Here is a 25,496-nt window from a genome sequence, read left to right on the forward strand (position 1 = left end):
GCCGCTCCTTAAACCGTCAGAACCACACAACTATCGGCATCCCAGCAGAGGCGAACTTCATCGCCCCAGGTTGGCGCGCCTTTACGGTAGCGATGCGCGTTCTGCAACTGGGCGCTGATCATCTGCCCGCTTTGCAAACGCACGTGATAAATAGAGAGGTCGCCAAGGTAGGCGATATGCACCACTTCCCCGACGGCAAAATTATAGCCGTCGGCCGGTGGATCTTCGCAGAGCATGATCTTTTCCGGGCGCAGCGCCACGAACACCGGCACGTTATCCACCACCGACGCATCGGCGTCCACTTTCAGCGGATGCACCAGCCCCGGGGAGTCGATCACCAGACCATCTTCCTGACGCTCTTTCAGCAGCCCTTCGAACACATTCACCGAACCGATAAACTCGGCGCTGTAACGCGTGGTCGGGTGCTCGTAGATCTCTTCCGGTTCGCCGATTTGCACAAACTTCCCGCGGTTCATGATGGCGATACGCCCGGCCATGGTCATCGCCTCTTCCTGGTCGTGGGTCACCATGACGCAGGTCACGCCAACACGCTCAAGAATATCCACCACTTCGAGCTGCATCCGGTCGCGCAGCTTTTTATCGAGCGCGCCCATCGGTTCATCCAGCAGCAGCAGTTTCGGCCGTTTCGCCAGGCTGCGCGCCAGCGCCACGCGTTGACGCTGACCGCCGGAAAGCTGATGCGGCTTACGTTTGGCGTACTCGCTCATGTGCACCAGGTGCAACATTTCGGCCACGCGGCTGGCGATTTCCGCTTTCGGCAACTTGTCCTGTTTAAGGCCAAAAGCAATGTTCTGTTCCACGGTCATATGCGGAAAGAGCGCGTAGGACTGGAACATCATATTGATCGGGCGCAAATAGGGTGGCACATGCGCCAGGTCTACGCCATCAAGCATGATTTGCCCGTGGGTAGGCAGCTCAAAACCGGCGAGCATGCGCAGCAATGTTGATTTGCCGCAGCCGGACGCACCAAGCAGGGCAAAAATTTCACCTTTATAAATCGTCAGACTGACATCATCAACGGCGTGCTGACCATCAAAGGATTTGGTCAGATTGCGAATTTCCAGCAGCGGCGTCAGATCCTTGCGGCTCTTCGCCTGTGGGCGGGGGATAGCGTCATTCACTCAAGTGCTCTCCGGCAAAAACATCAACTCGTTTCAACGAGTTGTCGTACAAATGACTGGACAGAGGCGCATCACCTCTGTCCATTTTTGGGGCAGGCGCACCGCCACGGTGCAGCCTTATCACCTGTCAGGTGATTGAATTATTTGCCGCTTTTAACTTTAGTCCACGCGCGGGTTCTTACGCGGTCGATTTTCGGATCCTGGACTTTCAGCGTAAAGAGTTTGGCGAAAACATCCGGCGGCGGGAAGATAGCCGGGTTATCACGCACTTCTGCGCTGATCAGCGGAACCGAAGCTTTGTTACCGTTCGCGTAGAACACATGATCGCTGATATGGGCAATCACATCCGGGCGCATCAGGTAGTTGAGGAACTGATAGGCTTCGTCTTTGTTTTTGGCATCAGCCGGCATCGCGAAGACATCGAAGAACGCCAGCGCGCCCTCTTTCGGAATGGTGTAAGTGATATTTACGCCATTCTTCGCTTCTTTCGCGCGGTTTGCCGCCTGCCACACATCACCCGCCCAGCCAATAGCCACGCAGATGTCGCCATTTGCCAGGTCATTAATGTACTGAGAAGAGTGGAAGTAACGAATGTTAGGACGCAGTTTTAACAGCAGGTCGGTTGCGGCAACGCTGTAATCATCCGCTTTGCTGCTGTTCGGATCTTTGCCGAGGTAATTAAGCACGGTGGCAAAAATCTCTTCCGGCGCATCAAGGAATGAGACGCCGCAGCTTTTCAGTTTTTCCAGGTTTTCCGGCTTCAGCACCAGATCCCAGCTGTTTACCGGCGCGTCTTTGCCGAGCGCAGCTTTCACTTTGTCAATGTTATAGCCAATACCGGTGGTGGCCCACAGGTACGGAATAGCGTATTTGTTGTCAGGGTCGTGTTTGGCGACCATTTTCAGCACGTCTGGATCGAGGTTTTTCCAGTTCGGCAGTTTGCTCTTATCCAGCGGCTGGAATACCCCGGCGGCCAACTGGCGCTCAAGGAAACTCGCGGACGGCACCACCAGGTCGAAGCCGGTGCTGCCCGCCATCAGTTTGCCTTCCAGCACTTCGTTGGAGTCAAACACGTCATAAATGACTTTGATGCCCGTCTCTTTTTCAAAATTCGCGACGGTGTCCGGCGCAATATAATCAGACCAGTTATAAACATGCAGTGTCTTTTGCTCGGCTGCGAGCGTGCTGGCAGAGACAGCCATCAACGCACCCGCGACAAGACCTGATACCCATTTTTTGCTCAAGGCGGTCATATCTCATTCCTTCTGGAAAGTCCGTTAACATACGAACTAAATGTACGCATCATAAGATATGCAAGAATCATGCATATTTTGTCACTCTGCACAGCCCCGGAGAAGAAAACGCTTCCGGCTGACACCGCATGCTGTTTTAAGCATCGCAAGAATAACTGTAGCCAGGGTTTGAGGCTATAGGTCAGATTAAAAAACGCCTTTTATCAATTTTTTATGCAGGATACGTCTATGTGATAAGCCGTTACGCGAGGAATAGCGGTGAAAAATTCTTTAAGGAAAGGTTAATAGCAGAATAAAAATATTTATTATGCAGCCGCCGTGGCAGCGACTGCGTTAATGCTGCACAGAGTCAGTGGAGAAAATTGTGCGACTCTTCACCTGCCACCATCTCTTCTTCGCCTGGCGTGAACAGCAGTTGATGTGCGTTGGCTTCCATAATGACCATTGAAATCTGCTCTTCGCTCTGGCGCATAAACCAGGCGAACTGTTCAAACGTAATGGCCGGCCCGACGCATAAAGACTGGCAAACCACCAGCTTCGGCAGATTATCATCCTGAAGGTCGAGGAATGCTTTTACCGTCAAAGAACTGGCATTAATGGCGGAGAGATCGGCGGCCAGCGCCAGCAGTGCCGACGGTTTGACTTCCGCCATGGCGGTAAACAGCACAACGTCATTAACAAGGTCGACTTTTGCATCAAACACGCCATCAAAATTTTGCATGTGCGGCAGGTGTAGCGCCTGGCAGTTATCGCACTCAAAAAAGTTAATGCCCAGTTCATCCAGCCAGTGACGCAGCGTGTCCAGACCCGGAACGACGAGTGAATCCATAAAACAGTGCTCTCTTAGCGAAAAAATTGGCCATAGCTTACGCAAAAAGGCCAGAACGTACCATTCATTGCGCGGGAAAATCGCCTCAGCCGCCGGTTTTAAGGCAAAAACCCGGCGTTGCCTGGCGTTCGATCCACTGGATCATGCGGCCCGCAATATCGATGCCGGTGGTTTTTTCAATGCCTTCCAGCCCGGGCGATGCGTTAACTTCCATCACCAGCGGGCCACGTTCGGCGCGCAGGATGTCGACGCCAGCCACATCCAGCCCCAGCGTTTGCGCAGCAGCCAGCGCGATTTCACGCTCACGCTCGGTGATATGTGCCACCAGCGCCTTGCCGCCGCGATGCAAATTAGAGCGAAAATCCCCCTCTTTCGCCCGGCGTTCAATGGCGGCGACCACATCATTGCCGACGACCAGACAGCGAATATCGGTTCCCTTCGCTTCGGCAATGAACTCCTGCACCAGGATATGTGCATTCAGACCGCGAAAAGCGTCAATTACGCTCTCCGCTGCCTGGCGGGTTTCCGCCAGCACCACGCCGATGCCCTGCGTCCCTTCCACCAGCTTCACCACCAGCGGCGCGCCGCCGACCATATCAATTAAATCGCTGGTATCGTCTGGTGAATGGGCAATGCCGGTTACCGGCAGATCAATCCCCTGGCGCGCCAGTAACTGCAACGAACGCAGCTTGTCTCTGGCGCGGGTGATCGCCACCGACTCATTGAGCGGATAACTGCCAAGAATTTCAAACTGACGCAGCGCGGCGGTGCCGTAGAAGGTGATGGCCGAGCCGATACGCGGGATCACCGCATCGAAATGCGGCAGCTGGCGGCCTTTGTAATGAATGGACGAGGCCGCCGGGCTGATATTCATATAACAGGAAAGCGGATCGAGGATCTCGACCAGATGACCGCGCTGCATCGCCGCTTCGCGCAGGCGTTTACACGAATAGAGCGTTCCATCCCGGGACAATATGGCAATTTTCACCCTGCACCTCTCTAAAAAGACCTGTCAAAGCAGGCGTATGATACACGCAGCGACGTGCAGGATGAACGGGAATTAGCGTGTCGCCCATCCCTGTTTATGCAAATAGTCGAGAATAAACGGGCGGCTCTCTTTAATGATGGTGCGGCGGATATGATCGCTCCAGGTGTCACGCCGCGTATTGCTGTCGCGCGTCATATAGTAGTGGGCGATCTCCTCGTCATATTGCGCCAGCACATCTTTATCCAGCGGCTGATAGCGGTTTTCATGCACCACCAGTTGCGCAGGCAGACGCGGTTTCTTATCCGGCGTGTCGGCAGGCCAGCCAAGGCACAGGCCAAACAGCGGTAACACATGTTTTGGCACCTGCAATAACTCACCTACGGCTTCAATGCTGTTACGAATTCCACCGATATAAACGCCACCCAGCCCGAGCGATTCTGCCGCAGTGAAAGCGTTTTGCGCCATCAGCGCGGTATCGACTACGCCGAGCAGCAACTGCTCCGCCAGCCCAGGATTCGCCTCTGGGCAAATCTGGAAATTACGATGGAAATCAGCGCAGAACACCCAAAATTCCGCCGCCTGCGCCACATGTTGTTGCCCGCCGGTGAGCGTCACCAGTTGCTGGCGTAGCGCAGGATCGGTGATGCGAATTATCGAACTGCATTGTAAAAAGCTGGAGCTGGATGTCGCCTGCGCGCTGGCGATAATCGCCTCGCGCTGCGCCTGGGTAATCGGTTGATCGGTAAAATGGCGAATGGAGCGATGGGCGCACAGCAATTCAATAGTTGGTGTCATGAATAATCCCCCAAATAAACAAGACCCTCAGTATAGGCGAAGCCTGCATCCTCGTTGTATCCGCAATTTGCGCTGAAAGGTTGTAAAGATTAAAGCAACAGGCATAACCTGCTTTTCATTACGCGCAGTTATGGTCATGATAACCGGCAGTTACCTTCAGATTTGGGAGAGAGTATGTTTGCTGTAATTTTTGGCCGCCCAGGCTGCCCATACTGTGTACGCGCAAAAGAACTGGCAGAAAAACTGACCGCCGAGCGTGATGATTTCAACTATCGCTACGTGGATATCCACGCGGAAGGCATCACCAAAGCCGACCTGGAAAAAACCGTCGGGAAACCGGTTGAAACTGTGCCGCAGATTTTCCTCGACCAGAAACACATTGGCGGCTGCACCGATTTCGAGGCCTATGCCAAAGAACATTTCGGCCTGTTTGCCTGAGCCGAGCAACGCCCTCTTTCTGAGGGCGTTTTATTTCTTGCAGCGCAGAATCTTGCGCACAAAAAGATAGAATAACCCGCCCATTCCGCACCAGAAAATCGCGCTGAACAACCAGGCAATAACCTGCCAGTTCGACTGCGAAGAGGCTAAATGCAAGTAAATCAGCACATAGCAAAATGGAGCCGCCAGCACGGCGCCGAAAAGCGGCACGATCGCTTTGCGTCGGCGAGCAATCAGCCCACCGACAATACCGGGAAGCGTGAAAAGCAGTAAGCCTAATTCTGGATTACCGGACACGGGTAGCGCGCCGTTCATATTTATGACCAGCAACAAACACACCGCAATAAAAAGTAATGCGCAGCAAATAACGCCGACCCGACTTCGCCTGTTCTTCAAACACGCCTCCTGACTTTTTCTCTATCGCACTAACAACTCGTTCAAAAGAATGTCCGGACAGATAAAGCGTTGCGGCAATCCGTGCCAGAAAAGCACCCACGTAAATACGCGATTCTCACTAGCCGTTGTAATCTAATACGATTAAACTAGCGGCCTGTTTTTGTTTTGTGAGGAGTGTCTGGTGTTGCACCGCTTTTTTCGTACGCCAGCGCATGAGCAAAACACTAGCTCAAATAACCATTTCTTTCAACAGCTTACAAGTAAACAAGAAGTTAGCCTCCGTGAATATAAACGTCGCAGATTTGTTAAACGGGAATTACATACTGTTATTGTTTGTCGTTCTGGCACTCGGACTTTGTCTCGGTAAATTACGACTGGGTTCTGTTCAACTCGGTAATTCCATTGGCGTTTTAGTGGTTTCATTATTATTAGGCCAGCAACATTTCAGCATTAACACGGATGCACTTAATCTTGGCTTTATGCTGTTTATTTTTTGCGTTGGTGTTGAAGCCGGACCAAACTTTTTCTCTATTTTTTTTCGCGACGGTAAGAATTACCTCATGCTGGCGCTGGTATTAGTGGGCAGCGCGCTGTTGATCGCTTTAGGCCTTGGCAAACTGTTCGGCTGGGATATTGGCCTGACGGCAGGCATGCTGGCCGGTTCGATGACCTCGACACCAGTTCTGGTGGGGGCGGGTGACACGCTGCGTCATTCCGGTATGGAAAATGGACAACTCTCCAGTGCGCTGGATAACCTGAGCCTCGGTTATGCCCTGACCTATCTGATTGGTCTGGTGAGCCTGATTTTCGGCGCACGCTATTTGCCGAAATTGCAGCACCAGGATTTACAGACCAGCGCCCAGCAGATCGCCCGCGAACGCGGTCTGGACACGGATGCGCACCGTAAAGTGTATCTGCCGGTGATCCGCGCCTACCGCGTGGGGCCGGAGCTGGTGGCATGGGCCGATGGTAAAAACCTGCGCGAGCTGGGGATCTACCGCCAGACAGGATGTTATATCGAGCGCATTCGCCGCAATGGCATTCTCGCCAGCCCCGACGGTGATGCCGTACTGCAAATGGGCGACGAAATTTCGCTGGTCGGTTACCCGGATGCGCACGCGCGCCTTGACCCGAGCTTTCGCAACGGCAAGGAGGTGTTCGACCGCGATCTGCTCGACATGCGTATCGTCACCGAAGAAGTGGTGGTCAAAAACCATAACGTGGTTGGTCGTCGCCTCGCGCAGTTAAAGCTGACCGATCACGGCTGCTTCCTCAACCGCGTGATCCGCAGCCAGATTGAGATGCCGATTGACGACAATATCGTGCTCAACAAGGGCGATGTTTTGCAGGTCAGCGGTGACGCGCGCCGCGTGAAAACCATTGCCGACCGCATCGGCTTTATCTCTATTCACAGCCAGGTCACCGACCTGCTCGCCTTCTGCGCGTTTTTTATTGTCGGCCTGATGATCGGTATGATTACCTTCCAGTTCAGCTCTTTCAGCTTCGGCGTGGGTAACGCCGCCGGCCTTCTGTTCGCCGGGATCATGCTCGGCTTTCTGCGTGCCAACCACCCGACGTTCGGCTATATCCCGCAGGGCGCGCTAATGATGGTGAAAGAGTTTGGCCTGATGGTATTTATGGCGGGCGTGGGCTTAAGCGCCGGTAGCGGCATCGGCAACGGTCTTGGCGCGGTGGGCGGCCAGATGCTGATCGCCGGGCTTATTGTCAGCCTGGTACCGGTGTTAATTTGTTTTCTGTTTGGTGCGTATGTGCTGAAAATGAACCGTGCTCTGCTGTTCGGCGCGATGATGGGTGCGCGCACCTGCGCTCCGGCAATGGAGATCATCAGCGATACAGCGCGTAGCAATATCCCGGCGCTGGGCTATGCGGGCACCTACGCCATCGCCAACGTTCTGCTGACGCTTGCAGGGACATTAATCATCATTATCTGGCCTGGTCTCGGATAAGTCTGAAGCTGAGAAATATTTCAGTTATGCGCAGAACTTTTTTGTGGGGCGTCAGTCATAACTAGTGCCACTGCTTTTCTTTGATGTCCCCATTTTGTGGAGCCCATCAACCCCGCCGCTTAGGTTCAAGGTTGATGGGTTTTTTGTTGCCTAAAATTCTTAGCCTTTATACTCAGTAAGTTAGGTAGCAACTATGAGGAGTATGGCGGCAAAATGGCGGCAGATAATTTACCCATTGATTTCTTTTTAGGTAGCCGTTCCTGCTAATAAAGGCCAAATGGTAACTCACTGATAGATATAAGTCTCAACTAGTAATAGATTCAATAAATATTTTTATGATGAAACTGTAACAAGGGGGGCAGATGTTTTTCCGCAGCAGAAAACAAGCATTGGAGCACTTTAATAGTCTTTATAGTGATGACGAATTCAATTGCTCTATTCTTTTCTATGAGATTTTTAGCAAATACTCCTATGTTGCAGAGCCTATTCCTCCGACTAATACGAACCAAATTAACTCTATTAAAAAAGTCACATTCCTTAAAGAGGCCTCTTCGAGTTTCAACAAATCAAGCATTGATACGGTTCGTAAATCAAAAAAAACAGCGCCAAAATCTAGCTCAGTTGTTAAAGATGATCTGTTCAGGACTGATAAACTTCAGGCAAATAGAATTAAAAAAATTGAAGATGAACCGTTATCAGATGAAGCAATCAAGGCTGTAATTGCATGTCGAGCGAAACGAAAACAACCAGTACCATATGTATATGAGGAATTAAGTTCGACATCATTATTAAATATTAATCAACATGATTCAGATCGACCGAGATGTATTTATTGTGGTGACTCTAAATCCGGTATAGTTCGTGATCATGTAGTTTCCGTTGCATGGAGAGGTGGCGTGAGACACTATGACCGCCGTCACACCGTGCCATCTTGCCCGCAGTGTAACAGCCTTCTGGGTGATAAGCCCTTACATAATATTGCAGATCGCGCAGCATTTCTTGTTGCTGCGATTGAGCGTCACGAGCGTAAATATCTGCTTACTGTTGATAGAACAGTTGAGGAATTGGCAGAACTAGACCATTTTTTAGCGATTTCGGTAAGAAGTGCGATGTATGAAAAGGCTCTTGCCTTACAGCGTATCGAATATGCTAAGCAGGTTGCGGCAGGGTATTATGACTACGCGACAATAAAGCATTTGGTAAAACAGGGTAGAGAAATTCCTGAAGAGTGAAAATTATTATCTATGCAGCTTTCATTATTGATTAACTTATACACAATGGCTGTTCTTCTAGGACTCTTTTATTACGCAGCAGAACCCGGAAAATTGAAACCCGCCAGCGGCGGGTCAGAATCAGTAAGCTAATTGCCCCTGCGTTCCTTTTGGATGAGGCGGAGCCGCGCTGATTTTCTGCGGGCGGCATACAGAGCGAACATAGGTTTCATGCGTGACGAAAGTATGCCCGCATTCAATATTCTTGCACTGGTTGTATCGTTCCTTGGTTTCGCTGGAAACCTGAAAGCTACTGCGGGTATGCGCGGCCTGCCCGCACAATGGACAATTCATCATTATTAATAGCCCTCACTCTTAACCAGTTCGCAATAATGATACCTTATTGTTCTCATTATGGAACTAATCATTCAATTTCGAACTCATCTATTTTCACTTCGAGATCCAGACTGGTGATAAATCCACTGTCCGGGCTGACGGAGTGCGTCAGCGTAGTGATGGTCCACTCTGCATCATCGATAGGCTGCTTAAAGCCGCTCACCTTTTACCCAGTTGCTTGAAGATCAGCGACTCCATCCCGCCAATGGAAAACTCCGTGTCCAGTGCGCCGTCATCCAGCCCCATATCCACATCGACCGCGCCCGACATGCCGCCACCGCGATACTTTTCAAATTTGCGGGTGAATTTCGGCAGCGTCAGCGACTCGACGATCCCCTGCCAGTTGTTCCCGTCGTTGAACAGGTTTAGGTGTTTTAACTTGCGTGGTAAAGCCATGGTGTCCCCTTACGCGCTGGCCTGACTGGAGAAGTCCAGCAGGTACTGATCGGTGATGCGCTGGCGCAGCATCAGGTTTTCAAGCGGCGGCACCGGCGTGTAGTCGTAGTCGATAGTGAGCTTGCCGGCTTTCAGGGAGTCTTTATCGTTCACCGACTCATCCAGCCAGCAGTCTGCGCCGAAGATGTAGCCCTGCGATTTCAGGCTGCGCAGCTTGGCGCGGATACCTTCGATAATGTCGCGAGCCAGTGACGGGTTAAGCACGCCATCCACCGCCCACATGTGCGCTTCTGCGATGGTGTCAGCCAGCACCTGCGCCGTGCGGGTATAGTTCTCAAAGGCAAACAGCGGATCATCACTGAGGCAGCGGGAACCCCAGAAGCGGAAGCCGTCTTTGCGAATAAGCGTGGTCACGTCATTCTGGTTAAGCAGCCCGGCGTCGGTTGCCGGGTCCTGCAGATCCCAGAACACATCGGCGGAAAGGCCGGTAACACCGTTCACGCCGACATTAGACAGGGTTTTGTGCCAGCCGGTCTGCTCGTCGATTTTGGCGCGCAGACCGAGCGCGCGGGCGGAGGCGTAAGCCGTCGCGTCTGCATTCAGCACCGTGTCAAAATTGATGAAATCAGGCCAGATCAGCATCCCCTCGCGCTGGCTGAAATTGGCGCGGTAGGCAATGGCTTCCTCCACGGTTTTGCAGCCGTAGGCAGAGAGGTAGGCAAACCCGCGCAGGCACTGCGCCACGCTCAGCAGCTCCGTGGCAACCGCCTGCGTGTCATGCCCCGGCACGCCAAGAATGCGCGGCTTGACGCCAAGCTGCGACTGCGCCGAAAGCAGCGCTTTCATCCCCGTTTTTTTACCGTCAGCCGTACGCCGCCGATAATGTTGGAGGTGGTTTCCGCTTCGCTTTCGCCCTGCGCTACCGATGGCATAATGGCAGCGCTACCCGGAGCACCGTATGCATTAATCTCGCCACCGGAACCCAAACCGCCAGCACCGCCGGACATGATGTAAGAGGAGTTGTTTGTTGCGCTGGTTCCAGCCCCTCCATCCCCACCAGTGGCTGAACAAATTGAGCCAAATGACGTCAAACCTCCAGCGCAGCCGGAATAACCAGATTGCCCTCCAGGCACACCACCGGCACCAATCGTTACGTTGACTACCTGAAAATCTGTATTTACTTTTAGAGTTTGCTCAGAATACCCACCGGCTCCACCGCCCCCGCCAATAGCGGTATATCCATTGCTAGTTTGCCCTGCGGCGCCACCACCACCTCCTCCACCGACAACTCTGACGCGTATCATTTTTACATCGCCGCCTGGTTTATAGTTCCCGCTAGCAGTAATGAACCGACGACGCAAAAATCGACCAGGTACAACATCAGGTAAGCCAATATTTTTCAAAAATAACTGGGGATCAGGTATATCGGCACCATTCTGCGATTTATCCATTTTTCCGCTGAGTTGGGTCAGTACGGTCGTGGCAAAATTAGGGTCGTTACCAAGCGCTTCAGCCAGTTCTTTAAGAGTGTCGAGTGTTTCTGGAACACTTCCTGCCAATGTCGCCAGTGTTGAAGCAACAAACTCTGTCGTTGCAAGCTTTTTACTTTTGTCGCCAGCCTCCGGCGTTGGTGCCGTGGGCGCACCGCTAAATACCGGACTGTCTTTTTTTGCATACTGCTGATGAGGATCAACTGCCTCTATGTGTTTATTAAGCCTATCGTCAGCATAAGCTTTGAGTTCAATCACCTTGTCATCCACATACTGACGGGTTGCCAGTACCACGGATGGATCAATTTTCAGGGTGATGTTATCGGTACTGCTGGTAATCAGTATCATCCGCACGGTCTGCGTGCGCCCACTGCCCTCTGCCAGTTGTGGCTTGTAGCTCTCCGGGCAGTTGCCCACGGCGATCAGCGCGCCGGTTTCATCGAATAGCCCAACCTCGCGAATCCACCAACCGCCTTCGGTTTCAGGAATCACCTGCTCTGCAATAATCTGGCTGCTGTTCTGTGGATCGATATACAACATGTTCAGCGCTGCACGGCGCTTTTCGGCAATCAACATGGTTTGTTGTGCGCTGGGCGTTGGCAGCACGCCGCCACCGTCCCCCACTGCCATTCGGGTAATTTTCAGCGGCACGCCGAGCGCGGCGGCGCTTGCCAGTTTCGCCACGCCGATCTCCGTCAGCAGGGTATAGAATTTTTGGCTCATGGATGCACTCTCATTGTGTCAGTAACATGGACCGCGCCACCCTCGTAAGCAGTGCCGCCGGAAATAATGGTTTCGTTGATATACGGATAGATGGTGATTTCTTCGCCGCTGTAGCTGGCTGCGCCCGTAAAATACGGCCCGCTGGTCTGCAGGTTGATGGACATGCCGACAAGATGACGGCTGCACGGTTTGGCGTCGCTGATCAGGCGTTCCAGCTCGAGATAGGTTTCTTCGGTAATGCCCTGGTCCTGCACGCCAATGTCCAGGCGAAACGTCCCCGGCATCTCGCCGGTCTGCCACCACTCAATGATGCGGATCAGGAAGCCGAACGGCTCGACCACGCGCCGCACAGCGCTGGTTGTTCCTTTGTGCTGATGAATATAGAAAGCATCCTGCACCACCCGGCGCTTGACGCTCTCCGTCCAGCTTTCGTCCCAGCGGTCTACGGAAAAGGCCCACGCCAGATACGGCAGAAAGCTGACCGGACACGTTGCCGGGTTCCACAAATCACGCAGCGGCACCTGCAAATCCGTAATTGCGCTGCAGCTCTGCGCCAGTCGGCGCTCAAGCGGTGATGAACCAGGCGGTAGCAGGCTATTCATCCGTGCCCCCGTTGGTCACGCTCCATTCCGTGCAGGATGCCGCCTGCGTCTTGTTCAGCACCACGTCATTCAGCGGTGACGCCAGCTCCACACGTTGCACACCTTCAACATGCAGCGCGGCATAAATGGCGCTGCGCCGGATATCACGTCCCAGCCGTGTCTGGCTGGCGATATACTTCTGCAGGCTGGATTTTGCCGCCGCCATCACTGGCTCAGCTTCCGGTCCAGGATAAAGAAAGATCGTCGCATCCACACTGTAGGGGATAATTTCGGCACTGCGTACCGTCAGGCGGTCTGCAACCGGGCGCACGTTCTCGCTGTTAAGCGCCTGCTCAACCAACGCCAGCAGATCAGTTTCTGCCGAGCCATCTCCCTCGCGGCTTAGAACCGTAAGTACCACCTCAGCCGGCGCCGGGCTGGTTGCGCTGGCATCCGCCACGCGCCCGTCCGCGCTTTTGGCGTGAAACTCATAGGCCGCCGTCGGGCCAGCCACGGACAGCCCCTCAAACGCAGCGGGAACACGCAAGCGCAGCGCCTCGTCGCTTTCCATCACCGCTGCAACCGGCGGCACGGCGTTGTTGTCAGCCGGTGTTACCGTCAGGCGTTTGACGTTGTAGTTGCCAGCCAGTTGCTCGAGATCGCTGCCGATGGCATACGCCACCATGACCGCCTGCGCCGCCTCGTTGATACGCTGACGCAGCAGGATTTCGCGGTAGGTGCTTTCCTGCAGCAGCTTGGTGACGGGTTCTGATTCAAGGGCCAGGGTGCGCCGAACGGCGGCTTGTTCTTCTGCAGGATAAAGCGCAATGAATGTCGCCTTACGTTCAGCCAGTAGCGTCTCAAAATCCGGTACGTCCACAATCTGCGGCGCGGGGAGTTGGGAAAGGTCAATGACCGGCATTGGCTGCTCCTGTGGATACGGAAAAGGAAACAGGCGCGCCGCTATTACGTTTACCGGTAAGCTCAACCAGCATGTCGCCGTCAAAGCTGCTGCTTATAGTGATGGAATCCAGCGTAAGCCGTGGCTCCCAACGGGTCAGCGCCACATAGACTGCAGACATGATCTGCAGGCGCAGCGCCGGGTTCTGCGGCTGGTCAATCAGCGCGGAGAGCAAGGAACCGTATTCACGGCGGGCAAGCCGGCTGCCCTGCGGCGTCAGCAGAATATCGCGCACCGACTGGCGCAGATGCGCCGTGTCCGTCATCGCCCGCCCGTCATCACGGCTCATGCCGATATAGAGCGTCATACCGGGCCTCCCGAGGTGTCGCCGCCCGCTTTCACTTTAATGTGCGCGTGATTATCCACGACGATCCCGTTGGAACTCATGGCGCCACCGCCCTGGGTGACGCCGCCATTGATCACCACCGCGCTGTTTATGCGTGTGTTGTTGGCCTCCACCACGAACTCACCAGTTTTCAGGGTGATATTATCTGCCGCCTCGATCACCATGGATTTAATGCCTTTGACGAACCAGCGCCCGGTGGCGGGTTCATATTCAAACCAGCCGCCGTCCGGGTATTGCGTCACGCAGCCGTCAGGGGAATCTGAGGGCGGCGCAAATTGATTGGAATAAATCGCGGGCAGCGCAAAAGCGGTTTCCAGATTGCCGCCCATGCTCAGTACCACCACCTGCTCATCCGGCGACGGACACCACCATGTCCGCGCACCGCCGGCGCGCAGGGTCAGCCAGTTAATCCAGTTGGTTTCGAGTTCGCCCACCTTTACCCGGCACAGCCAGTTTTTCCGATCCACTTCGGTGACTGTGCCGGTGCGGATCAGATTGGTGATAAGGCGCATGATTTCGGTAAGTTGTGCGTTCATAAAATAATTTTGAATCGTACTCAATGGATTTTCTTTAGTGAGGTATTGTAAGGTTAACAATACAATCCAAATCCTCGTTAGGTGCGTAATATGCTTCAATTCTGCAATGGGAATTTCTTACAAACGGATAAGCTCTATAAAACTCAACACAGAACCCCTCTATATACGAACTTAGAAATACCGCGAGAAGGTATTGATTTTTGTATTGGGAAAATATTGCCATCATCAATGTATTTATCTCCTATGGTCATTATATGTGAGGTTGAAGAAAGGCAACCATCTGAAAACCCTGATGGCAGCAAAGCTGTTCTCATTTCGACAACCGGGCAGGATTTAATGGATGATCTGGCCCACGTAATTTCCTTTTATTTCCGTGGTCTATGCACAACATCTCAGTCATTTACAAAACAATTGCTAAGCGGTGAAAAAATAGCCGGACATACAACTAGCGATTATTTATGCAGTTTCTTTGATGAGAGAATAACCGTCACACAGGAACAAGCATCAGAATTCCAATCATTCTTTAGCAAATTAGTAAATTCGCCCAGGACTCATTACGAGAAATCCATCCAGGCAATTCGTCGTTATGTTACTGCGGCAATTAGAATATCTGACGATTTAGATGCGGCATATACATTATTTGTTGCATCAATCGAATCTTTAGCGCAAGACACTCTTGAAACTGAAATAACCTGGAATGATGTCCCCCCCCAAAAAAGAAAGGGATTAGACAGAATCTTAGAAAATTTAGATAATCCAATAGCAAACTCTATAAGAGCAGAAATAATTGCTCACGAGCATCTTGCTTTAAGTCGTAAATTTATTAAAGCAGTAATGAGTTCCTTGAATAAAAATTTTTACAAGACAGAAAACAAGAAGTTTAGATTGGTCGGTGAAAACGAACTAAGAATAGCCACAAAAAATGCTTATAACCTTCGTTCAAAATATGTGCATATACTTAAACCACTACCTACCGAAATATCAGAACCTTACAACCTTGATTACTGCGTTGAGGTAGATGACAAACCCCACCTAACTTTCAATGGATTATCGGCAGTTACCCGGGAAGTTATTCTTAAATTTGTTAATGACATGCCAGTTTGTAAAAAAGAAAATATAGATATCCTAAAAATAATTCCTGGCGTAAGATTTGCCCGCATGTCAGAACTATATTGGATGAATGACGTAAGGGCATTGGTTAAAGGAAATTACATCTCAATATTGAATGCAGTATTATCTCGAATCGAACATGGAATTGTGACTGAAAAACATGAAATCCCAAACATGCAACCCATTGTCAATGAAATCGGAAACCGGCTCAAAACAGAGAACAACAAAGATGACATACGAATACTAATGTCAATATTAATTTTATTATCAGGAATTTACAAATTCACTCTAGATGATACCTATGAAAAAACAATACAAAAGCACTCTTATATTTATGAGAGTAAAGGAATAGAAATGTTGCTTATCAACACCATGTTTGGGAAAAAACTTGAAAGCATCAACGAGTATTACACATCATTCAAAGAATATGCCAACTTTAAGTATCAAAAGAACAAACTAAAACTATCTGAATTTTTCGAATCATTAATTTGCGCTAACCTCGTCAATCATTTCTCCGATAATCCCAACAACCCTGTCATTCAAGAGCTATTAGATTACATTGATTTCAACACACCTAACTCACCTATAAAGACCGAACACTATTATAAAGACAAGGGAGCAAAATTTGATATATATGGATATTTAAAACTCAAAAAACACTCAAATTCTAACTGAACCAAATATTAAAGGAGTGTTAATAAACACTCCTTTTATCCACATCTAGCATAATCATAATAAATACCCAATTTTAACTAGCCATTAATCCAAAGAAGTAAAATATCGTCAATAGAGGCTCGTATTTTACCATTAATCCCAAGTAGTCTCCGCTCCGCATAACACACCTCTCCTCCTTTATGGCTAACACGATCTCGCAAACCATAATGATGTACCCGCGCAATGCGCTGCACCTGCCCTGCAAACTGCACGCTGGCTGAATCCGCGCTGGCGGCAATTTTTAGGTACTTCGCTGTGCGGAGTTTGGCGAACATCTGGCGCTTGATGCGCCCTTTTTTGGTTCTGGCTGTTACCCGGCGCGGTTCGTAGGCGGTGCCGTCCGGATTGCGCTGCAGGCGGATATTGTTTTGCTGGCTCCGACGTAATTCCTGCGCCAGCTCGCGCATCATACGTTTGCGTGCTGCCGGTTCCAGATTCGCCAGCAGTGCCGTTAACCAGTCATCTACCTTATGCAGATTATCCACGCTTCACCGTCCACATTTCTTCTGCCTCGTCGGGTTCCTGCTCCGCCTCAACCGTTGAGATCGCGCCGTCGGCACTGACCAGCACGCGCTCGGTAAGCTGCAGGTTAAGGCTGATATCGCAGATATCATTGCGCAGAATATCGATCTCAAAAGTGAATAGCTTTTCGCGCAGCTCCGGGTTATTAATGGCGTCCGGCTGGTTAGCACGGAGCCACAGCAGCACTGGAGCCATCAGCAGGTTCTGGTCACCGCTGAAATCTTCGATCACCACGTTCAGGGTGTAGCGGTATTCCCATGACATGGAGCTGGCACCGGTTGCTACCAGTGAGCCGTTATCCACGAAAAGATGCAGTTTGTCCGGGTTATCGCGTACATAAGGCACCGCTTTATTCAGCGCGTGGCGTAAGGACTGCGGCTTGTTCACTGTTTCGCTCCTGACACGCAATAATGGTGTCTACTTTGTCGGCACAGCGCGCCCAGGCGGCCTCCGTTTCATCCAGTAGCGCATTCAGATCGCCGTTACTGCGCGGCGCTGATCTTTCCAGCCGGCACTGCGTCACTTTTGGACAGCCACTCACGGTAAGCTGCACCTCCGGCGAGGGCCGGACGTTCGCGCAGCCGGATAATGTCAGCAGGCAAAGGAGTGTCAGCCCAGCGGCGCAAATCCTCGTTTTCACGTTTCAACTCCTCGATGCGGTGCTGGCGACTTCGCAGCAGCGCGGTGGTCTGTTCCGCTGCTGCATAAAGCCGCGTCTGCTCCCGGCTGTTGGTTTCGGTCAGGATGGACAAGCCGATCAGCTGACTGTTTTTCTTCGCCAGTTCCTGCGCCTGGCTTGCCAGCGTCGCGCCCTGCGTCTCGATGGTGTGGCTGGCGTTATTGAGCCGCCACGACTGCCAGCCCAGCGCCGCCAGCAGCACCACTATCATCACCAGAGTACGCGTCACGTGCTGGCACCCTGCAGACACCAGGCCATTTCCCGCGCGCGGCGGTTTTCCAGCCCCTGATTAAACACACCGTTGACGTACACCCAGCGCGGTAGCTGGCGGCACGCATCCGCCCAGCGCTTTTGGTTCAGCAATTTAACTAACGTGGAGCTGCAGGCGTTACCGGTGCCGACGTTGAAAGTGAACGACACCACCGCGTCATAAACCTTTTGCGGCATCGGCTGCGCCACACACTTTCCTAGTCGTCGCTCCACTCGCAGCACATTGGCGATCAGCCCCTGCGCCGCCTGCCGCTCGGTGATGGTTTTACCGGGCACCACGCCGGACGTGTTGCCAATTCCGTCAGTCCAGATGCCCGCGCTGCACTGATAAGGCTGCAGCCGACATCCCTCAAAATCGGCAATCAGTTTCAACCCTTCCACAGAGGTGTGAAGTTGCTGGAAACCGGGCAAAGTGGCGGCGATAACCATCACTGCGCCAGCAAGGCACCGCTTAGCGATTGAAGGATTCATAATCCTCCCGCGTGATTTGCCCCGCGCGCAACAGCAGGTATGTCTTGTGTTTGTAGTACCAGTTGATCGCCAGCATCAGCACACCAATCAGGACACCGCCTACCGTAGAGGCATCTTTGAGCGACAGATCGCCCAGCCACGCGAGCACCACGGCGATGCAGTACGTGGTAAAGGCACTTATTCTTTCAAGCGTCATTATTCAGTCCCATAGCTGGACGGTCTGCGCCGTGGTGGATGCCGTAATGTCCGGCAGTTCCACCTGCAGCCCGTGCGGTAAAAGTGGGCCATACTCTGCCAGCCCTGGATTGGCTCGCAGCACCTGCTCCGTAACGCCCTGCGTGCGCCCGTAATGCCGCCAGCAGAGCGCATCCACCGTGTCATATTGGTGCGCACGCACTTTCATCAGATAAGCTCCACCGTACAATGCGCGGCATCCTGCACCCGGCTGATTGCCCAGCGGGCATCACGCCACAGATCACCGCTGGCCTCTGCCAGCTCGTCCCCGCGCTTAACACCGGACGCGGTGGCGTCATAATCCTGGTAGCGCTCATTGAGCACGGCACGCGCCCAGCAATAAACGGCGTTGTGGTAGTGCCGGATTCGCTCGTTTTTGCCGTCGAGGATTTCCGCCGGAACCTCAGCCAGCGCCCGATAGCCGAGCATCTGCTGGCGGTGACGGAAGTCGTACAACTCAGCGTTAACCTCTGAAATTGCCGTCAGCACCACTTGCTTTAAACGTGGCTGCGTCACCGTGCCGTCAGTGCGCATCACACTGCGAAACTCCGACAGATCCACATCAGGCCAGAACGGCGTATTTTTGATGACCTCCGCCTGTTCCGGTGCCTGTTCGGGGGCAACAAACTTCATGCGGGTTTCTCCTGAATAAGTGGGCGGTGGACGGGGTTTTGATGTGGCAATGCCTTTCGCCACCCCGTGCCGCCCGTGCGCGGGGCACGTTCTTTAGCGGTCGTTGCGCAGTCTGCGCTCCAGTTGCTGTTTTTCTTTTTTCACACCGCAGCGAGGATCAAGCTGCAGCGCATGGGTGATGTGATTCAGAGCCGATGCCGGGTTGCTTTCACTCAGTACCAGTCCGATGGCTTTATGCAGGCGCGCCCGCGACTGGTCTGGCATATCGAAATCCGTTGTCAGATCCACCGTCTGCAGAAGCAAACCGGCATCAAAAGCGGTAGCGGCAAGCAGCGCGCTTTGCGCGGCGTCTGCCATTTCTTCTGCCAGAACGGTTTGCACATTACGGTTGCCCAGTGGCATCACCCAGCCGTGGCGCAGCGCATGGTGCCCGATTTCAAGCGCGCCGGCATAATCGCCGGCATCGATACGCCACAGCATCACGTACATCAGCACATCGTCCTGCTGCGCGCCGTCGGCAGCCAGCACGCCATCAGCCCAGGCGGCATACTTCGGTAGTAGTTCCACCTTGATTTCCGCCTTTTTCACCGTGGACTGGATGCCCTTGAGGCGGCGGCGGTCCTCTGCCAGTTGCAGCAGCATCAGGTCATAGCCCATTGCGTGGCGAACGCTGCCGCCCTCACGGGCGGCCTGCTCGGCCTGAATACGCAGGCGGTGCTGCCGTGCCGGACTCAGGCTCATGCGTTACTCCCCGGTTTCTGTTTCAGGGGTTTCTGACGAGGCCACAGACGCGCTGAAATCACCGATTTCGATGTTTTCAACCAGCGCCGCGCAGCGGTAATCCTCCATCACATACGCCTCGTTAACCGATTCGAAGTTTTCAATCCGGTCCCGTTTCGGGTTGTCGATAACAGAGCGGCGGCGGGTGTCTTCCTGCCAGTAGATGGAGAGGTTATCCAGGCGGGTGATCAGCAGGGCATTCGCCGGAAAGTAAGGTGCACGCACGGCCTGCAGGCCGCCCATACGCTTCTGGCTGATGATCAGATCGGCTGCCAGCTTCTCGCTGTTTTCCTGCTCTTTGTTGACCAGCGGGAAATATTTGTCGGACAGCAGCTCGCGCCCGCAGATAACAACCAGATCATCATCATCCTGATAAACGGCGTCGATCAGCTCGTTGACCGCATCCATCACCACGGCGTCCAGGTTGGCGTAGTCACCGCCCTTGCCTACTTTCACCGCGCCTTTAGTGGTTACGCCGTCTTTGGTCGCGCTGCCCATCACGTGATCGGGCGCGTCTTCGCGGATTTTCTGCAGCCAGCCCTTGTTCACGTCCTGCAGCAGCGGGTTGTCAGCACGGCTGGAGGTTTTGGCGCGCTTCTCGCCGTTGAAGCCGATCATGATGCGGTCCAGCGCCTGACGCTTAACGATGGCGTCGCGGATACGCACCTGAAAGTCCTGGAACTTGGCCCACAGATCCAGCTTGGCGTAGGTCAGCACCGTATCAAAGTTGGTCTGCTCGCATTTATATTCCGCGTCCTCCATCAACGTCGGATCAGTCGGTTCACGCTCTTTGGTGGTGGTATCGGTGGTTCCGGCAATGGTGCTGCCCACGCCCAGCCCCAGCAACTGACCGGACTGCTCCGCAACCGGCGTGATGTTAATCAGCGTCAGGAATGCGGCGGATTACGGTATCTACCGCGCTTGCCATTGCAGGGTTAACATGCAAACGCGCCTGCAATGACACGGCAGTGAGTGCCATCAGGCGCGTAACAGCGTTAACGCTACTGATCACATCGCGGCGCCCTGCCGTGGTTTTCACCTCACCGGATACCGCGCCAGCGGCGACACGCCCGATTTCAGCGGTCGCGCTCATGACGTAATGCGGCAATTTCTCTTTTGCCACCTCATTCACCGGAACACACGGCAGGCAATGGATCTGCGCCAGAAAACCATCGACCAGCGTTGAGTCCTCCGTGAGATCGGTCAGCAACCAGATATCTGCTGCCGTGAGCTGGTGAGGCTGCAGGGGATTAAGCTTGTTACGCAACATCTGGACGTTCATACCGGCACGCTTTGCCAGCTTCGCCATGTTATGGCTTAGAGCGAAAGCCCGGCAGGCGTCATTGAAAAGTTCTTGTTGGGAAACCTTAAAATCAAACATAGTTTTCATATGCAAACCCATCGCAAAATCGAACTGGTGAAACCATGAAAATACCCATCCGATTTTCAAGCGGACAATGCATCAACAGTCAAAGCGGCAATGTTAATCATTACCTTTTCACGCTTTTTATCTTTGCGTAAGCGATGGCGAGGCAGGCGACCATCTGCCAGCATATCGTTAATGGTATCGACGGAGAGACCAGTCAGTTCGCTATAGCGTTCAATAGTGACGTGTGGAGTATTCAGAGTGATTGAAATGTTAGGGGCCATAGTGCAACATTCCTTATTCAGTTCGGCTTGTGGCGAGCCGGTGTCGTTCATGATGAGTAGTGAAGGCTCCAAAAGAACACTTCAGGTTCAACTTTAAGATCGCTTTTGGAATCTGTCAATGCATTTTGGTTTGATTTAGAGGACTTATGGATTTCAATAGCGGCGGCAAGAAAGTCATTGAGCGTTTAGTCGAGGCATATGGGTTTACTACCCGCCAGGCTCTATGCGATCACTTAGGTGTCTCAAAAAGCACTATGGCGACGCGCTACATGCGTGACATTTTTCCTGCGGATTGGATTATTCAATGCGCCATAGAGACAGGATATTCGTTGCAATGGCTATCCTTTGGCGTTGGAGATCGTACAAGCGCGACAGCACCTATTTCGTTAAATAAAAAAATATTAACTGGAAACAAATTAGAAAATGCAGGAATAATTTTATTTGACCGTTCCTTGTTAAACTTTAACTATCGAGAACTAATATTTATTATTGACAATAGCATCGGATACATTTGCGAAACAATTCCTGAGACTATTTCAGATGGCAAATGGTTAATATCAATTGACGACCAACAAAGCATTCGAAATATTACCAGAATACCAGGGAATAAGTTAAAGGTTGAGGGCAATGATTCTTGTTTTGAATGTAACATAGATGAACTATCCCTTATTGGATTAGTAGTAAAAACTATATTATAAGAAATAGGAAATAAAAATGGCCGATAAGCTTACGATAGAGCGCTGCAATGTTGAGATGTTATTTATAATAAATAAAAACTCAGCAATTGGTAAAACCCCTTCGGCTTTTATTAAAATATTAGAAGCCACAGAAGAATTATCGATAAAAAATGATAACTTAGTTTTCAAAAAAGCTCATTTCAAACTAAATATTTCTGAGCACGACAAAAAAAAAGAAGCTTTATTTATTAAGCTATCACTAAAAGAAATTTCCGATGAGAATTTATTATCATTTTCTCAATTAATTAGAGTATTCCGTAAGGTTACCAGTGAATGTCAGATTGGAAAAATCCAACTTATATGGGATGACATTAGTAAACACTATTGTATTCTTGCGTATCCTTTGATATATGAAATTGAAAACTTGATGCGTAAACTGATAACAAAATTCATGTTTATTAATGTCGGATTATCATGGACAAAAACATCAATCCCAGAAGAGTTTTTAAGCATAAGATCTTCAAAATCATTTGAAGAACACAACATGATGTATCAAATAGATTTTATTCAGTTGACGAATTTTCTTTTTAAAGCATATCGTGAAATAGAAGTAACTGAATTAATAAAAAAATTATCTGGATTAAACTTTCAGGATTTAGATGCTAACTTATTTTCGGAAATTAAAAAAATAGTCCCCCAGTCTAACTGGGAAAAATATTTCTCACCACATATAAAAGTCGACCCTAAAACAATTATAAATAACTGGGAAAAATTATATGCATTACGCTGCAAGATCGCGCACAATAGAGATTTTTCAAAATCAGATTATCAAGAAACCATAAACCTTACAGATAAATTAATCCCTATTCTGCAAAAGGCTATAGATAAAACAGAGGCTATAAGTATCGATGAAGGTGATCGCACTGAACTTGCGGATCAATATGAGGATAATTTCTTAAAAAGAACTAAAAGTGACATTGAAATTTTTTATGACGCCGTATTTAAAATGTATGAACAAATACGAGAATTATATTCAATTGTGATAGACTCAAATTTCGATAAAAAAACCCCCATTGACAAAATAATAGATAGCGTATTCACCAATGTTATTCCTGACGAAAAATATACCGCGCAGGATGTAAAAGACCTAATTAGCGTAGTATTCGACGAAGAAAACATTAACAAATATGACAATTTTGAATTACATAACTTAATCGGTCAAAGCCTTGATATACGTGAAATGATTATTGATAAAATCCATCAAATAGAAACTATAAAAGAGGAATCAGACGAGGATAATTGATCGTGTATGTTTCATCATAATTAAACATTGATAACTGTCCAAACATACAGTTAAATTTAGCCCTCAGATATGAGGGCTTTTTTATGACAGTACGGAAACTGGATACCGGGAAATGGATTTGTGAATGTTACCCCGCCGGGCGCAGCGGGCGTCGTGTGCGTAAGCAGTTCGCCACCAAAGGCGAGGCATTAGCCTTTGAACGCCACACGATGGATGAGGCGGAGACTAAACCTTGGCTTGGCGAATCGGTAGATCGCCGGACACTCAAAGACGTCGTTGAACTCTGGTTCAAACTGCACGGTAAATCCCTGACGGCTGGCGAGCACGTTTATGACAAGCTGCTCCTGATGGTTGATGCTCTCGGAAATCCTCTCGCTACCGATCTCAGTTCCAAAATGTTCGCGCACTACCGCGATAAACGTCTCACCGGCGAAATCTACTTTAGCGAGAAATGGAAGAAAGGAGCCAGCCCGGTAACCATCAACCTTGAGCAGAGCTATCTAAGCGGTGTTTTCAGTGAGCTTGCACGCCTCGGGGAATGGATCGCGCCGAACCCGCTGGAGAATATGCGTAAGTTCACCATCGCAGAAAAAGAGATGGCCTGGCTGACGCATGAGCAAATCTCTGAGCTTCTCTACGACTGCAAACGCCAAAGCGCCCTTCTCGCTTTGGTTGTCAAAATTTGCCTCAGTACCGGCGCACGCTGGCGCGAAGCGGTGAACCTCACCCGTTCGCAGGTCACTAAATACCGCATCACCTTTGTCAGGACCAAGGGCAAAAAGAACCGCAGCATTCCGATCAGCAAGGAGCTGTATGAAGAAATCATTGCGCTGGACGGCTTCAAGTTCTTCACCGATTGCTACTTTCAGTTTTTGGCAGTGATGGAGAAAACATCGATTGTGCTTCCCCGCGGACAACTTACCCACGTGCTGCGCCATACGTTCGCAGCACACTTTATGATGTCGGGCGGTAACATCCTTGCTCTACAAAAAATACTGGGGCACCACGACATAAAAATGACCATGCGCTATGCACATCTGGCGCCCGATCACCTGGAAACAGCACTTAAGTTCAATCCAATTGCTACAATGTCTATATGAGAATTGATTACAACCATTTCGCTCTGTAATATGTACAAAAAATTTTCGATTCAGAGATAATGAAACTAAATATTCCCTTAACAACAATAGCTACTGGCTTATCCTTAGTTAGCGGCATAATCTATATATTTGGATTATGGATAGCATTTGATTTGCCCGCCAGTACCTTAATAAATTTCCTAAGCTTTTCCGATGTAATTAAAGCTAGTTTATACCCCATACTTATTATATCTATCCTTGTGTTTATTGACATTCCCAAGCTTATAAAAATGCATAGTGAAGAAACAACTGTTTCTCCAGACAGTATTTCATCACCAAGGGGTAGTAAAGCCAAAAACATCCTCATACTTACACTAATTTTTATATGCATTAGCTTTCTTTATTTTTATGCCAAAAAACTCCCTAGCTTTGCTAGTTCTTGCATTTTACTGATCACTTATTTAGCCTTTTATTATATACGCGGACTTGATGATTTTATTAACATTAAGAGCAAGTTAAAAAACCACTCATTAAAAATTATTATGCTGATTCCTTTTTTGTCCTTTAGTTATGGCATAAACCAATCCTTAATGATCAAAAACTATCCTGACGTTATTGTTTTTACTAAAGACTCTCATTGCGGGAATAAGAGCCTTGCCTTTATTGCCACCTATAGCGACAAAGTTTTTGCATATAATAAAGAAAATAACACCATCTGCATTATGCCTGCCGATTCAGTTGAGTTAGGTACGCCTCAGCCTCCGAACCAGTCAAATACGTCCCAAGCATCATATTCTGATAGTGGCGACAAAGTGGCGGCAGAGGTTGGTATTACCCCGTAGTTGCCCCTCCTTACCACAAACCTAATTCATTGATTTTTATACAAGTGGTTCTTTTTGAAAACCCATTTACATAAATGGGTTTTT

The 25,496-nt window shown here is 50.5% G+C and carries 30 protein-coding genes and 5 pseudogenes; 8 read left to right on the plus strand and 27 right to left on the minus strand.

Annotated features, from left to right (window positions below):
• Positions 1-8: 8 nt before the first annotated feature.
• The 5 genes from potG to nfsA form a co-directional block, all read right to left on the minus strand.
• On the minus strand, positions 9-1,142 hold the full coding sequence (gene potG, locus DFO56_RS01810) for a putrescine ABC transporter ATP-binding subunit PotG (RefSeq protein ID WP_045506612.1): 1,134 nt from the start codon (positions 1,140-1,142) through the stop codon (positions 9-11).
• 140 nt (positions 1,143-1,282) lie between these two features.
• Positions 1,283-2,395 (minus strand): spermidine/putrescine ABC transporter substrate-binding protein PotF, encoded by a 1,113-nt coding sequence (potF, locus tag DFO56_RS01815; RefSeq protein ID WP_020457190.1) that lies wholly within the window; start codon positions 2,393-2,395, stop codon positions 1,283-1,285.
• A gap of 349 nt (positions 2,396-2,744) precedes the next feature.
• Positions 2,745-3,224 (minus strand): YbjN domain-containing protein, encoded by a 480-nt coding sequence (locus DFO56_RS01820; RefSeq protein ID WP_020457189.1) that lies wholly within the window; start codon positions 3,222-3,224, stop codon positions 2,745-2,747.
• 85 nt (positions 3,225-3,309) lie between these two features.
• Entirely contained in the window at positions 3,310-4,212 is a 903-nt protein-coding gene (gene rimK / locus DFO56_RS01825; RefSeq protein WP_020457188.1) for a 30S ribosomal protein S6--L-glutamate ligase, read from the minus strand.
• A gap of 72 nt (positions 4,213-4,284) precedes the next feature.
• Complete coding sequence (gene nfsA, locus DFO56_RS01830) at positions 4,285-5,007, minus strand: oxygen-insensitive NADPH nitroreductase (RefSeq protein WP_020457187.1); 723 nt, start codon at positions 5,005-5,007, stop codon at positions 4,285-4,287.
• Between the two features lie 174 nt (positions 5,008-5,181).
• Here nfsA and DFO56_RS01835 point away from each other — a divergent pair, with 174 nt between their 5' ends.
• Positions 5,182-5,445 (plus strand): GrxA family glutaredoxin, encoded by a 264-nt coding sequence (locus tag DFO56_RS01835; RefSeq protein ID WP_017456131.1) that lies wholly within the window; start codon positions 5,182-5,184, stop codon positions 5,443-5,445.
• Positions 5,446-5,475: 30 nt separating this feature from the next.
• Here DFO56_RS01835 and ybjM read toward each other — a convergent pair whose 3' ends face one another.
• A complete protein-coding gene (gene ybjM / locus DFO56_RS01840; RefSeq protein ID WP_045506610.1) occupies positions 5,476-5,841 on the minus strand; it encodes an inner membrane protein YbjM in 366 nt (121 codons plus the stop codon).
• A gap of 281 nt (positions 5,842-6,122) precedes the next feature.
• On the opposite strand from ybjM, the gene DFO56_RS01845 reads away from it, so the two are divergent.
• Together DFO56_RS01845 and DFO56_RS01850 are read left to right on the plus strand one after the other, a co-directional pair.
• Positions 6,123-7,808 (plus strand): aspartate:alanine antiporter, encoded by a 1,686-nt coding sequence (locus tag DFO56_RS01845; RefSeq protein WP_020457185.1) that lies wholly within the window; start codon positions 6,123-6,125, stop codon positions 7,806-7,808.
• Positions 7,809-8,170: 362 nt separating this feature from the next.
• Complete coding sequence (locus DFO56_RS01850) at positions 8,171-9,040, plus strand: HNH endonuclease (RefSeq protein ID WP_045506607.1); 870 nt, start codon at positions 8,171-8,173, stop codon at positions 9,038-9,040.
• A 120-nt stretch (positions 9,041-9,160) separates the two neighbouring features.
• Here DFO56_RS01850 and DFO56_RS01855 read toward each other — a convergent pair whose 3' ends face one another.
• The 9 genes and pseudogenes from DFO56_RS01855 to DFO56_RS01895 form a co-directional block, all read right to left on the minus strand.
• Positions 9,161-9,376, minus strand: coding sequence for an ogr/Delta-like zinc finger family protein (locus DFO56_RS01855; protein ID WP_072051601.1), 216 nt, complete (start codon positions 9,374-9,376; stop codon positions 9,161-9,163).
• A 67-nt stretch (positions 9,377-9,443) separates the two neighbouring features.
• Positions 9,444-9,581, minus strand: a pseudogene (locus tag DFO56_RS01860) (phage late control D family protein); the annotation flags it as partial.
• Positions 9,581-9,811, minus strand: a pseudogene (locus tag DFO56_RS01865) (phage major tail tube protein); the annotation flags it as partial. The pseudogenes DFO56_RS01865 and DFO56_RS01860, both read right to left, overlap by 1 nt.
• A gap of 9 nt (positions 9,812-9,820) precedes the next feature.
• Positions 9,821-11,649 (minus strand): annotated as a pseudogene (locus DFO56_RS25115) (phage tail sheath subtilisin-like domain-containing protein).
• A pseudogene (locus DFO56_RS25120) lies at positions 11,635-12,024 on the minus strand (phage tail protein); the annotation flags it as partial. The pseudogenes DFO56_RS25120 and DFO56_RS25115, both read right to left, overlap by 15 nt.
• Positions 12,021-12,626, minus strand: a complete 606-nt coding sequence (locus DFO56_RS01880; RefSeq protein ID WP_045506605.1) for a phage tail protein I — start codon at positions 12,624-12,626, stop codon at positions 12,021-12,023. The pseudogene DFO56_RS25120 and the gene DFO56_RS01880, both read right to left, overlap by 4 nt.
• Positions 12,619-13,527, minus strand: coding sequence for a baseplate assembly protein (locus DFO56_RS01885; RefSeq protein ID WP_045506601.1), 909 nt, complete (start codon positions 13,525-13,527; stop codon positions 12,619-12,621). The genes DFO56_RS01880 and DFO56_RS01885 overlap by 8 nt, the downstream gene beginning before the upstream one ends.
• Entirely contained in the window at positions 13,514-13,873 is a 360-nt protein-coding gene (locus DFO56_RS01890) for a GPW/gp25 family protein (RefSeq protein WP_045506598.1), read from the minus strand. Before DFO56_RS01890 ends, DFO56_RS01885 begins: the two co-directional genes overlap by 14 nt.
• Positions 13,870-14,448, minus strand: a complete 579-nt coding sequence (locus tag DFO56_RS01895) for a phage baseplate assembly protein V (protein WP_045507224.1) — start codon at positions 14,446-14,448, stop codon at positions 13,870-13,872. The genes DFO56_RS01890 and DFO56_RS01895 overlap by 4 nt, the downstream gene beginning before the upstream one ends.
• A 90-nt stretch (positions 14,449-14,538) precedes the next feature.
• Here DFO56_RS01895 and DFO56_RS01900 point away from each other — a divergent pair, with 90 nt between their 5' ends.
• Positions 14,539-16,233, plus strand: a complete 1,695-nt coding sequence (locus tag DFO56_RS01900) for a hypothetical protein (RefSeq protein ID WP_147271661.1) — start codon at positions 14,539-14,541, stop codon at positions 16,231-16,233.
• 77 nt (positions 16,234-16,310) lie between these two features.
• On the opposite strand, the gene DFO56_RS01905 is transcribed toward DFO56_RS01900, so the two are convergent.
• From DFO56_RS01905 to DFO56_RS01960, 12 genes and pseudogenes are all read right to left on the minus strand, one after another.
• Positions 16,311-16,757 carry a phage virion morphogenesis protein gene (locus tag DFO56_RS01905; protein WP_045506594.1) on the minus strand — a complete coding sequence of 149 codons (447 nt, stop codon included), beginning with the start codon at positions 16,755-16,757 and terminating at the stop codon, positions 16,311-16,313.
• Complete coding sequence (locus tag DFO56_RS01910; protein ID WP_045506593.1) at positions 16,750-17,181, minus strand: phage tail protein; 432 nt, start codon at positions 17,179-17,181, stop codon at positions 16,750-16,752. The genes DFO56_RS01905 and DFO56_RS01910 overlap by 8 nt, the downstream gene beginning before the upstream one ends.
• The gene (gene lysC, locus DFO56_RS24865) at positions 17,144-17,392 is read right to left on the minus strand and encodes an Rz1-like lysis system protein LysC (protein ID WP_233500371.1); all 249 of its coding nucleotides are present in this window, start codon (positions 17,390-17,392) and stop codon (positions 17,144-17,146) included. The genes DFO56_RS01910 and lysC overlap by 38 nt, the downstream gene beginning before the upstream one ends.
• Positions 17,277-17,684, minus strand: coding sequence for an Rz-like lysis system protein LysB (gene lysB / locus DFO56_RS01920; protein WP_045507221.1), 408 nt, complete (start codon positions 17,682-17,684; stop codon positions 17,277-17,279). Before lysB ends, lysC begins: the two co-directional genes overlap by 116 nt.
• A 14-nt stretch (positions 17,685-17,698) precedes the next feature.
• The gene (locus DFO56_RS01925) at positions 17,699-18,214 is read right to left on the minus strand and encodes a lysozyme (protein WP_045506578.1); all 516 of its coding nucleotides are present in this window, start codon (positions 18,212-18,214) and stop codon (positions 17,699-17,701) included.
• On the minus strand, positions 18,195-18,410 hold the full coding sequence (locus DFO56_RS01930) for an HP1 family phage holin (RefSeq protein ID WP_045506575.1): 216 nt from the start codon (positions 18,408-18,410) through the stop codon (positions 18,195-18,197). The genes DFO56_RS01925 and DFO56_RS01930 overlap by 20 nt, the downstream gene beginning before the upstream one ends.
• Before the next feature lie 3 nt (positions 18,411-18,413).
• Positions 18,414-18,617: a tail protein X gene (locus tag DFO56_RS01935; protein ID WP_045506572.1), complete on the minus strand. Its 204-nt coding sequence runs from the start codon at positions 18,615-18,617 to the stop codon at positions 18,414-18,416.
• Positions 18,617-19,081 (minus strand): head completion/stabilization protein, encoded by a 465-nt coding sequence (locus DFO56_RS01940; RefSeq protein ID WP_045506569.1) that lies wholly within the window; start codon positions 19,079-19,081, stop codon positions 18,617-18,619. Before DFO56_RS01940 ends, DFO56_RS01935 begins: the two co-directional genes overlap by 1 nt.
• A gap of 93 nt (positions 19,082-19,174) precedes the next feature.
• The gene (locus tag DFO56_RS01945; protein ID WP_045506566.1) at positions 19,175-19,822 is read right to left on the minus strand and encodes a terminase endonuclease subunit; all 648 of its coding nucleotides are present in this window, start codon (positions 19,820-19,822) and stop codon (positions 19,175-19,177) included.
• A gap of 3 nt (positions 19,823-19,825) precedes the next feature.
• A pseudogene (locus DFO56_RS01950) lies at positions 19,826-20,764 on the minus strand (phage major capsid protein, P2 family); the annotation flags it as partial.
• The gene (locus DFO56_RS01955; RefSeq protein ID WP_045507218.1) at positions 20,739-21,242 is read right to left on the minus strand and encodes a phage regulatory CII family protein; all 504 of its coding nucleotides are present in this window, start codon (positions 21,240-21,242) and stop codon (positions 20,739-20,741) included. The gene DFO56_RS01955 and the pseudogene DFO56_RS01950, both read right to left, overlap by 26 nt.
• A 65-nt stretch (positions 21,243-21,307) precedes the next feature.
• Positions 21,308-21,511 carry a hypothetical protein gene (locus DFO56_RS01960; protein WP_045506560.1) on the minus strand — a complete coding sequence of 68 codons (204 nt, stop codon included), beginning with the start codon at positions 21,509-21,511 and terminating at the stop codon, positions 21,308-21,310.
• A gap of 146 nt (positions 21,512-21,657) precedes the next feature.
• Here DFO56_RS01960 and DFO56_RS01965 point away from each other — a divergent pair, with 146 nt between their 5' ends.
• The 4 genes from DFO56_RS01965 to DFO56_RS01980 all read left to right on the plus strand — a co-directional run bounded on the left by DFO56_RS01965 (position 21,658) and on the right by DFO56_RS01980 (position 25,412).
• Positions 21,658-22,209, plus strand: coding sequence for a phage repressor protein CI (locus tag DFO56_RS01965; protein WP_045506557.1), 552 nt, complete (start codon positions 21,658-21,660; stop codon positions 22,207-22,209).
• A gap of 16 nt (positions 22,210-22,225) precedes the next feature.
• A complete protein-coding gene (locus tag DFO56_RS01970) occupies positions 22,226-23,491 on the plus strand; it encodes a HEPN domain-containing protein (protein WP_052679779.1) in 1,266 nt (421 codons plus the stop codon).
• Positions 23,492-23,574: 83 nt separating this feature from the next.
• Positions 23,575-24,591, plus strand: coding sequence for a tyrosine-type recombinase/integrase (locus DFO56_RS01975; protein WP_045506554.1), 1,017 nt, complete (start codon positions 23,575-23,577; stop codon positions 24,589-24,591).
• A 59-nt stretch (positions 24,592-24,650) separates the two neighbouring features.
• Entirely contained in the window at positions 24,651-25,412 is a 762-nt protein-coding gene (locus tag DFO56_RS01980) for a hypothetical protein (RefSeq protein ID WP_045506551.1), read from the plus strand.
• Positions 25,413-25,496: the final 84 nt, after the last annotated feature.

This window comes from Kosakonia sp. AG348 (genome assembly GCF_003337365.1).
Taxonomy (GTDB): domain Bacteria; phylum Pseudomonadota; class Gammaproteobacteria; order Enterobacterales; family Enterobacteriaceae; genus Kosakonia.

What these genes read in the sequence shown, in the direction of transcription:
- DFO56_RS01955 (WP_045507218.1), bottom strand. Translation starts at nt 21,242, where the DNA reads ATGTTTGATTTTAAGGTTTCCCAACAAGAACTTTTCAATGACGCCTGC.
- DFO56_RS01925 (WP_045506578.1), bottom strand. Translation starts at nt 18,214, where the DNA reads ATGAATCCTTCAATCGCTAAGCGGTGCCTTGCTGGCGCAGTGATGGTT.
- DFO56_RS01895 (WP_045507224.1), bottom strand. Translation starts at nt 14,448, where the DNA reads ATGAACGCACAACTTACCGAAATCATGCGCCTTATCACCAATCTGATC.
- DFO56_RS01940 (WP_045506569.1), bottom strand. Translation starts at nt 19,081, where the DNA reads ATGAAGTTTGTTGCCCCCGAACAGGCACCGGAACAGGCGGAGGTCATC.
- DFO56_RS01975 (WP_045506554.1), top strand. Translation starts at nt 23,575, where the DNA reads ATGACAGTACGGAAACTGGATACCGGGAAATGGATTTGTGAATGTTAC.
- DFO56_RS01970 (WP_052679779.1), top strand. Translation starts at nt 22,226, where the DNA reads ATGGCCGATAAGCTTACGATAGAGCGCTGCAATGTTGAGATGTTATTT.
- DFO56_RS01880 (WP_045506605.1), bottom strand. Translation starts at nt 12,626, where the DNA reads ATGAATAGCCTGCTACCGCCTGGTTCATCACCGCTTGAGCGCCGACTG.
- potF (WP_020457190.1), bottom strand. Translation starts at nt 2,395, where the DNA reads ATGACCGCCTTGAGCAAAAAATGGGTATCAGGTCTTGTCGCGGGTGCG.
- DFO56_RS01960 (WP_045506560.1), bottom strand. Translation starts at nt 21,511, where the DNA reads ATGGCCCCTAACATTTCAATCACTCTGAATACTCCACACGTCACTATT.
- DFO56_RS01935 (WP_045506572.1), bottom strand. Translation starts at nt 18,617, where the DNA reads ATGAAAGTGCGTGCGCACCAATATGACACGGTGGATGCGCTCTGCTGG.
- DFO56_RS01890 (WP_045506598.1), bottom strand. Translation starts at nt 13,873, where the DNA reads ATGACGCTCTATATCGGCATGAGCCGTGATGACGGGCGGGCGATGACG.
- DFO56_RS01965 (WP_045506557.1), top strand. Translation starts at nt 21,658, where the DNA reads ATGGATTTCAATAGCGGCGGCAAGAAAGTCATTGAGCGTTTAGTCGAG.
- DFO56_RS01820 (WP_020457189.1), bottom strand. Translation starts at nt 3,224, where the DNA reads ATGGATTCACTCGTCGTTCCGGGTCTGGACACGCTGCGTCACTGGCTG.
- DFO56_RS01945 (WP_045506566.1), bottom strand. Translation starts at nt 19,822, where the DNA reads ATGAGCCTGAGTCCGGCACGGCAGCACCGCCTGCGTATTCAGGCCGAG.
- DFO56_RS01900 (WP_147271661.1), top strand. Translation starts at nt 14,539, where the DNA reads ATGCTTCAATTCTGCAATGGGAATTTCTTACAAACGGATAAGCTCTAT.
- lysB (WP_045507221.1), bottom strand. Translation starts at nt 17,684, where the DNA reads ATGATAGTGGTGCTGCTGGCGGCGCTGGGCTGGCAGTCGTGGCGGCTC.
- DFO56_RS01885 (WP_045506601.1), bottom strand. Translation starts at nt 13,527, where the DNA reads ATGCCGGTCATTGACCTTTCCCAACTCCCCGCGCCGCAGATTGTGGAC.
- DFO56_RS01855 (WP_072051601.1), bottom strand. Translation starts at nt 9,376, where the DNA reads ATGATGAATTGTCCATTGTGCGGGCAGGCCGCGCATACCCGCAGTAGC.
- nfsA (WP_020457187.1), bottom strand. Translation starts at nt 5,007, where the DNA reads ATGACACCAACTATTGAATTGCTGTGCGCCCATCGCTCCATTCGCCAT.
- DFO56_RS01930 (WP_045506575.1), bottom strand. Translation starts at nt 18,410, where the DNA reads ATGACGCTTGAAAGAATAAGTGCCTTTACCACGTACTGCATCGCCGTG.
- DFO56_RS01980 (WP_045506551.1), top strand. Translation starts at nt 24,651, where the DNA reads ATGAAACTAAATATTCCCTTAACAACAATAGCTACTGGCTTATCCTTA.
- DFO56_RS01835 (WP_017456131.1), top strand. Translation starts at nt 5,182, where the DNA reads ATGTTTGCTGTAATTTTTGGCCGCCCAGGCTGCCCATACTGTGTACGC.
- DFO56_RS01850 (WP_045506607.1), top strand. Translation starts at nt 8,171, where the DNA reads ATGTTTTTCCGCAGCAGAAAACAAGCATTGGAGCACTTTAATAGTCTT.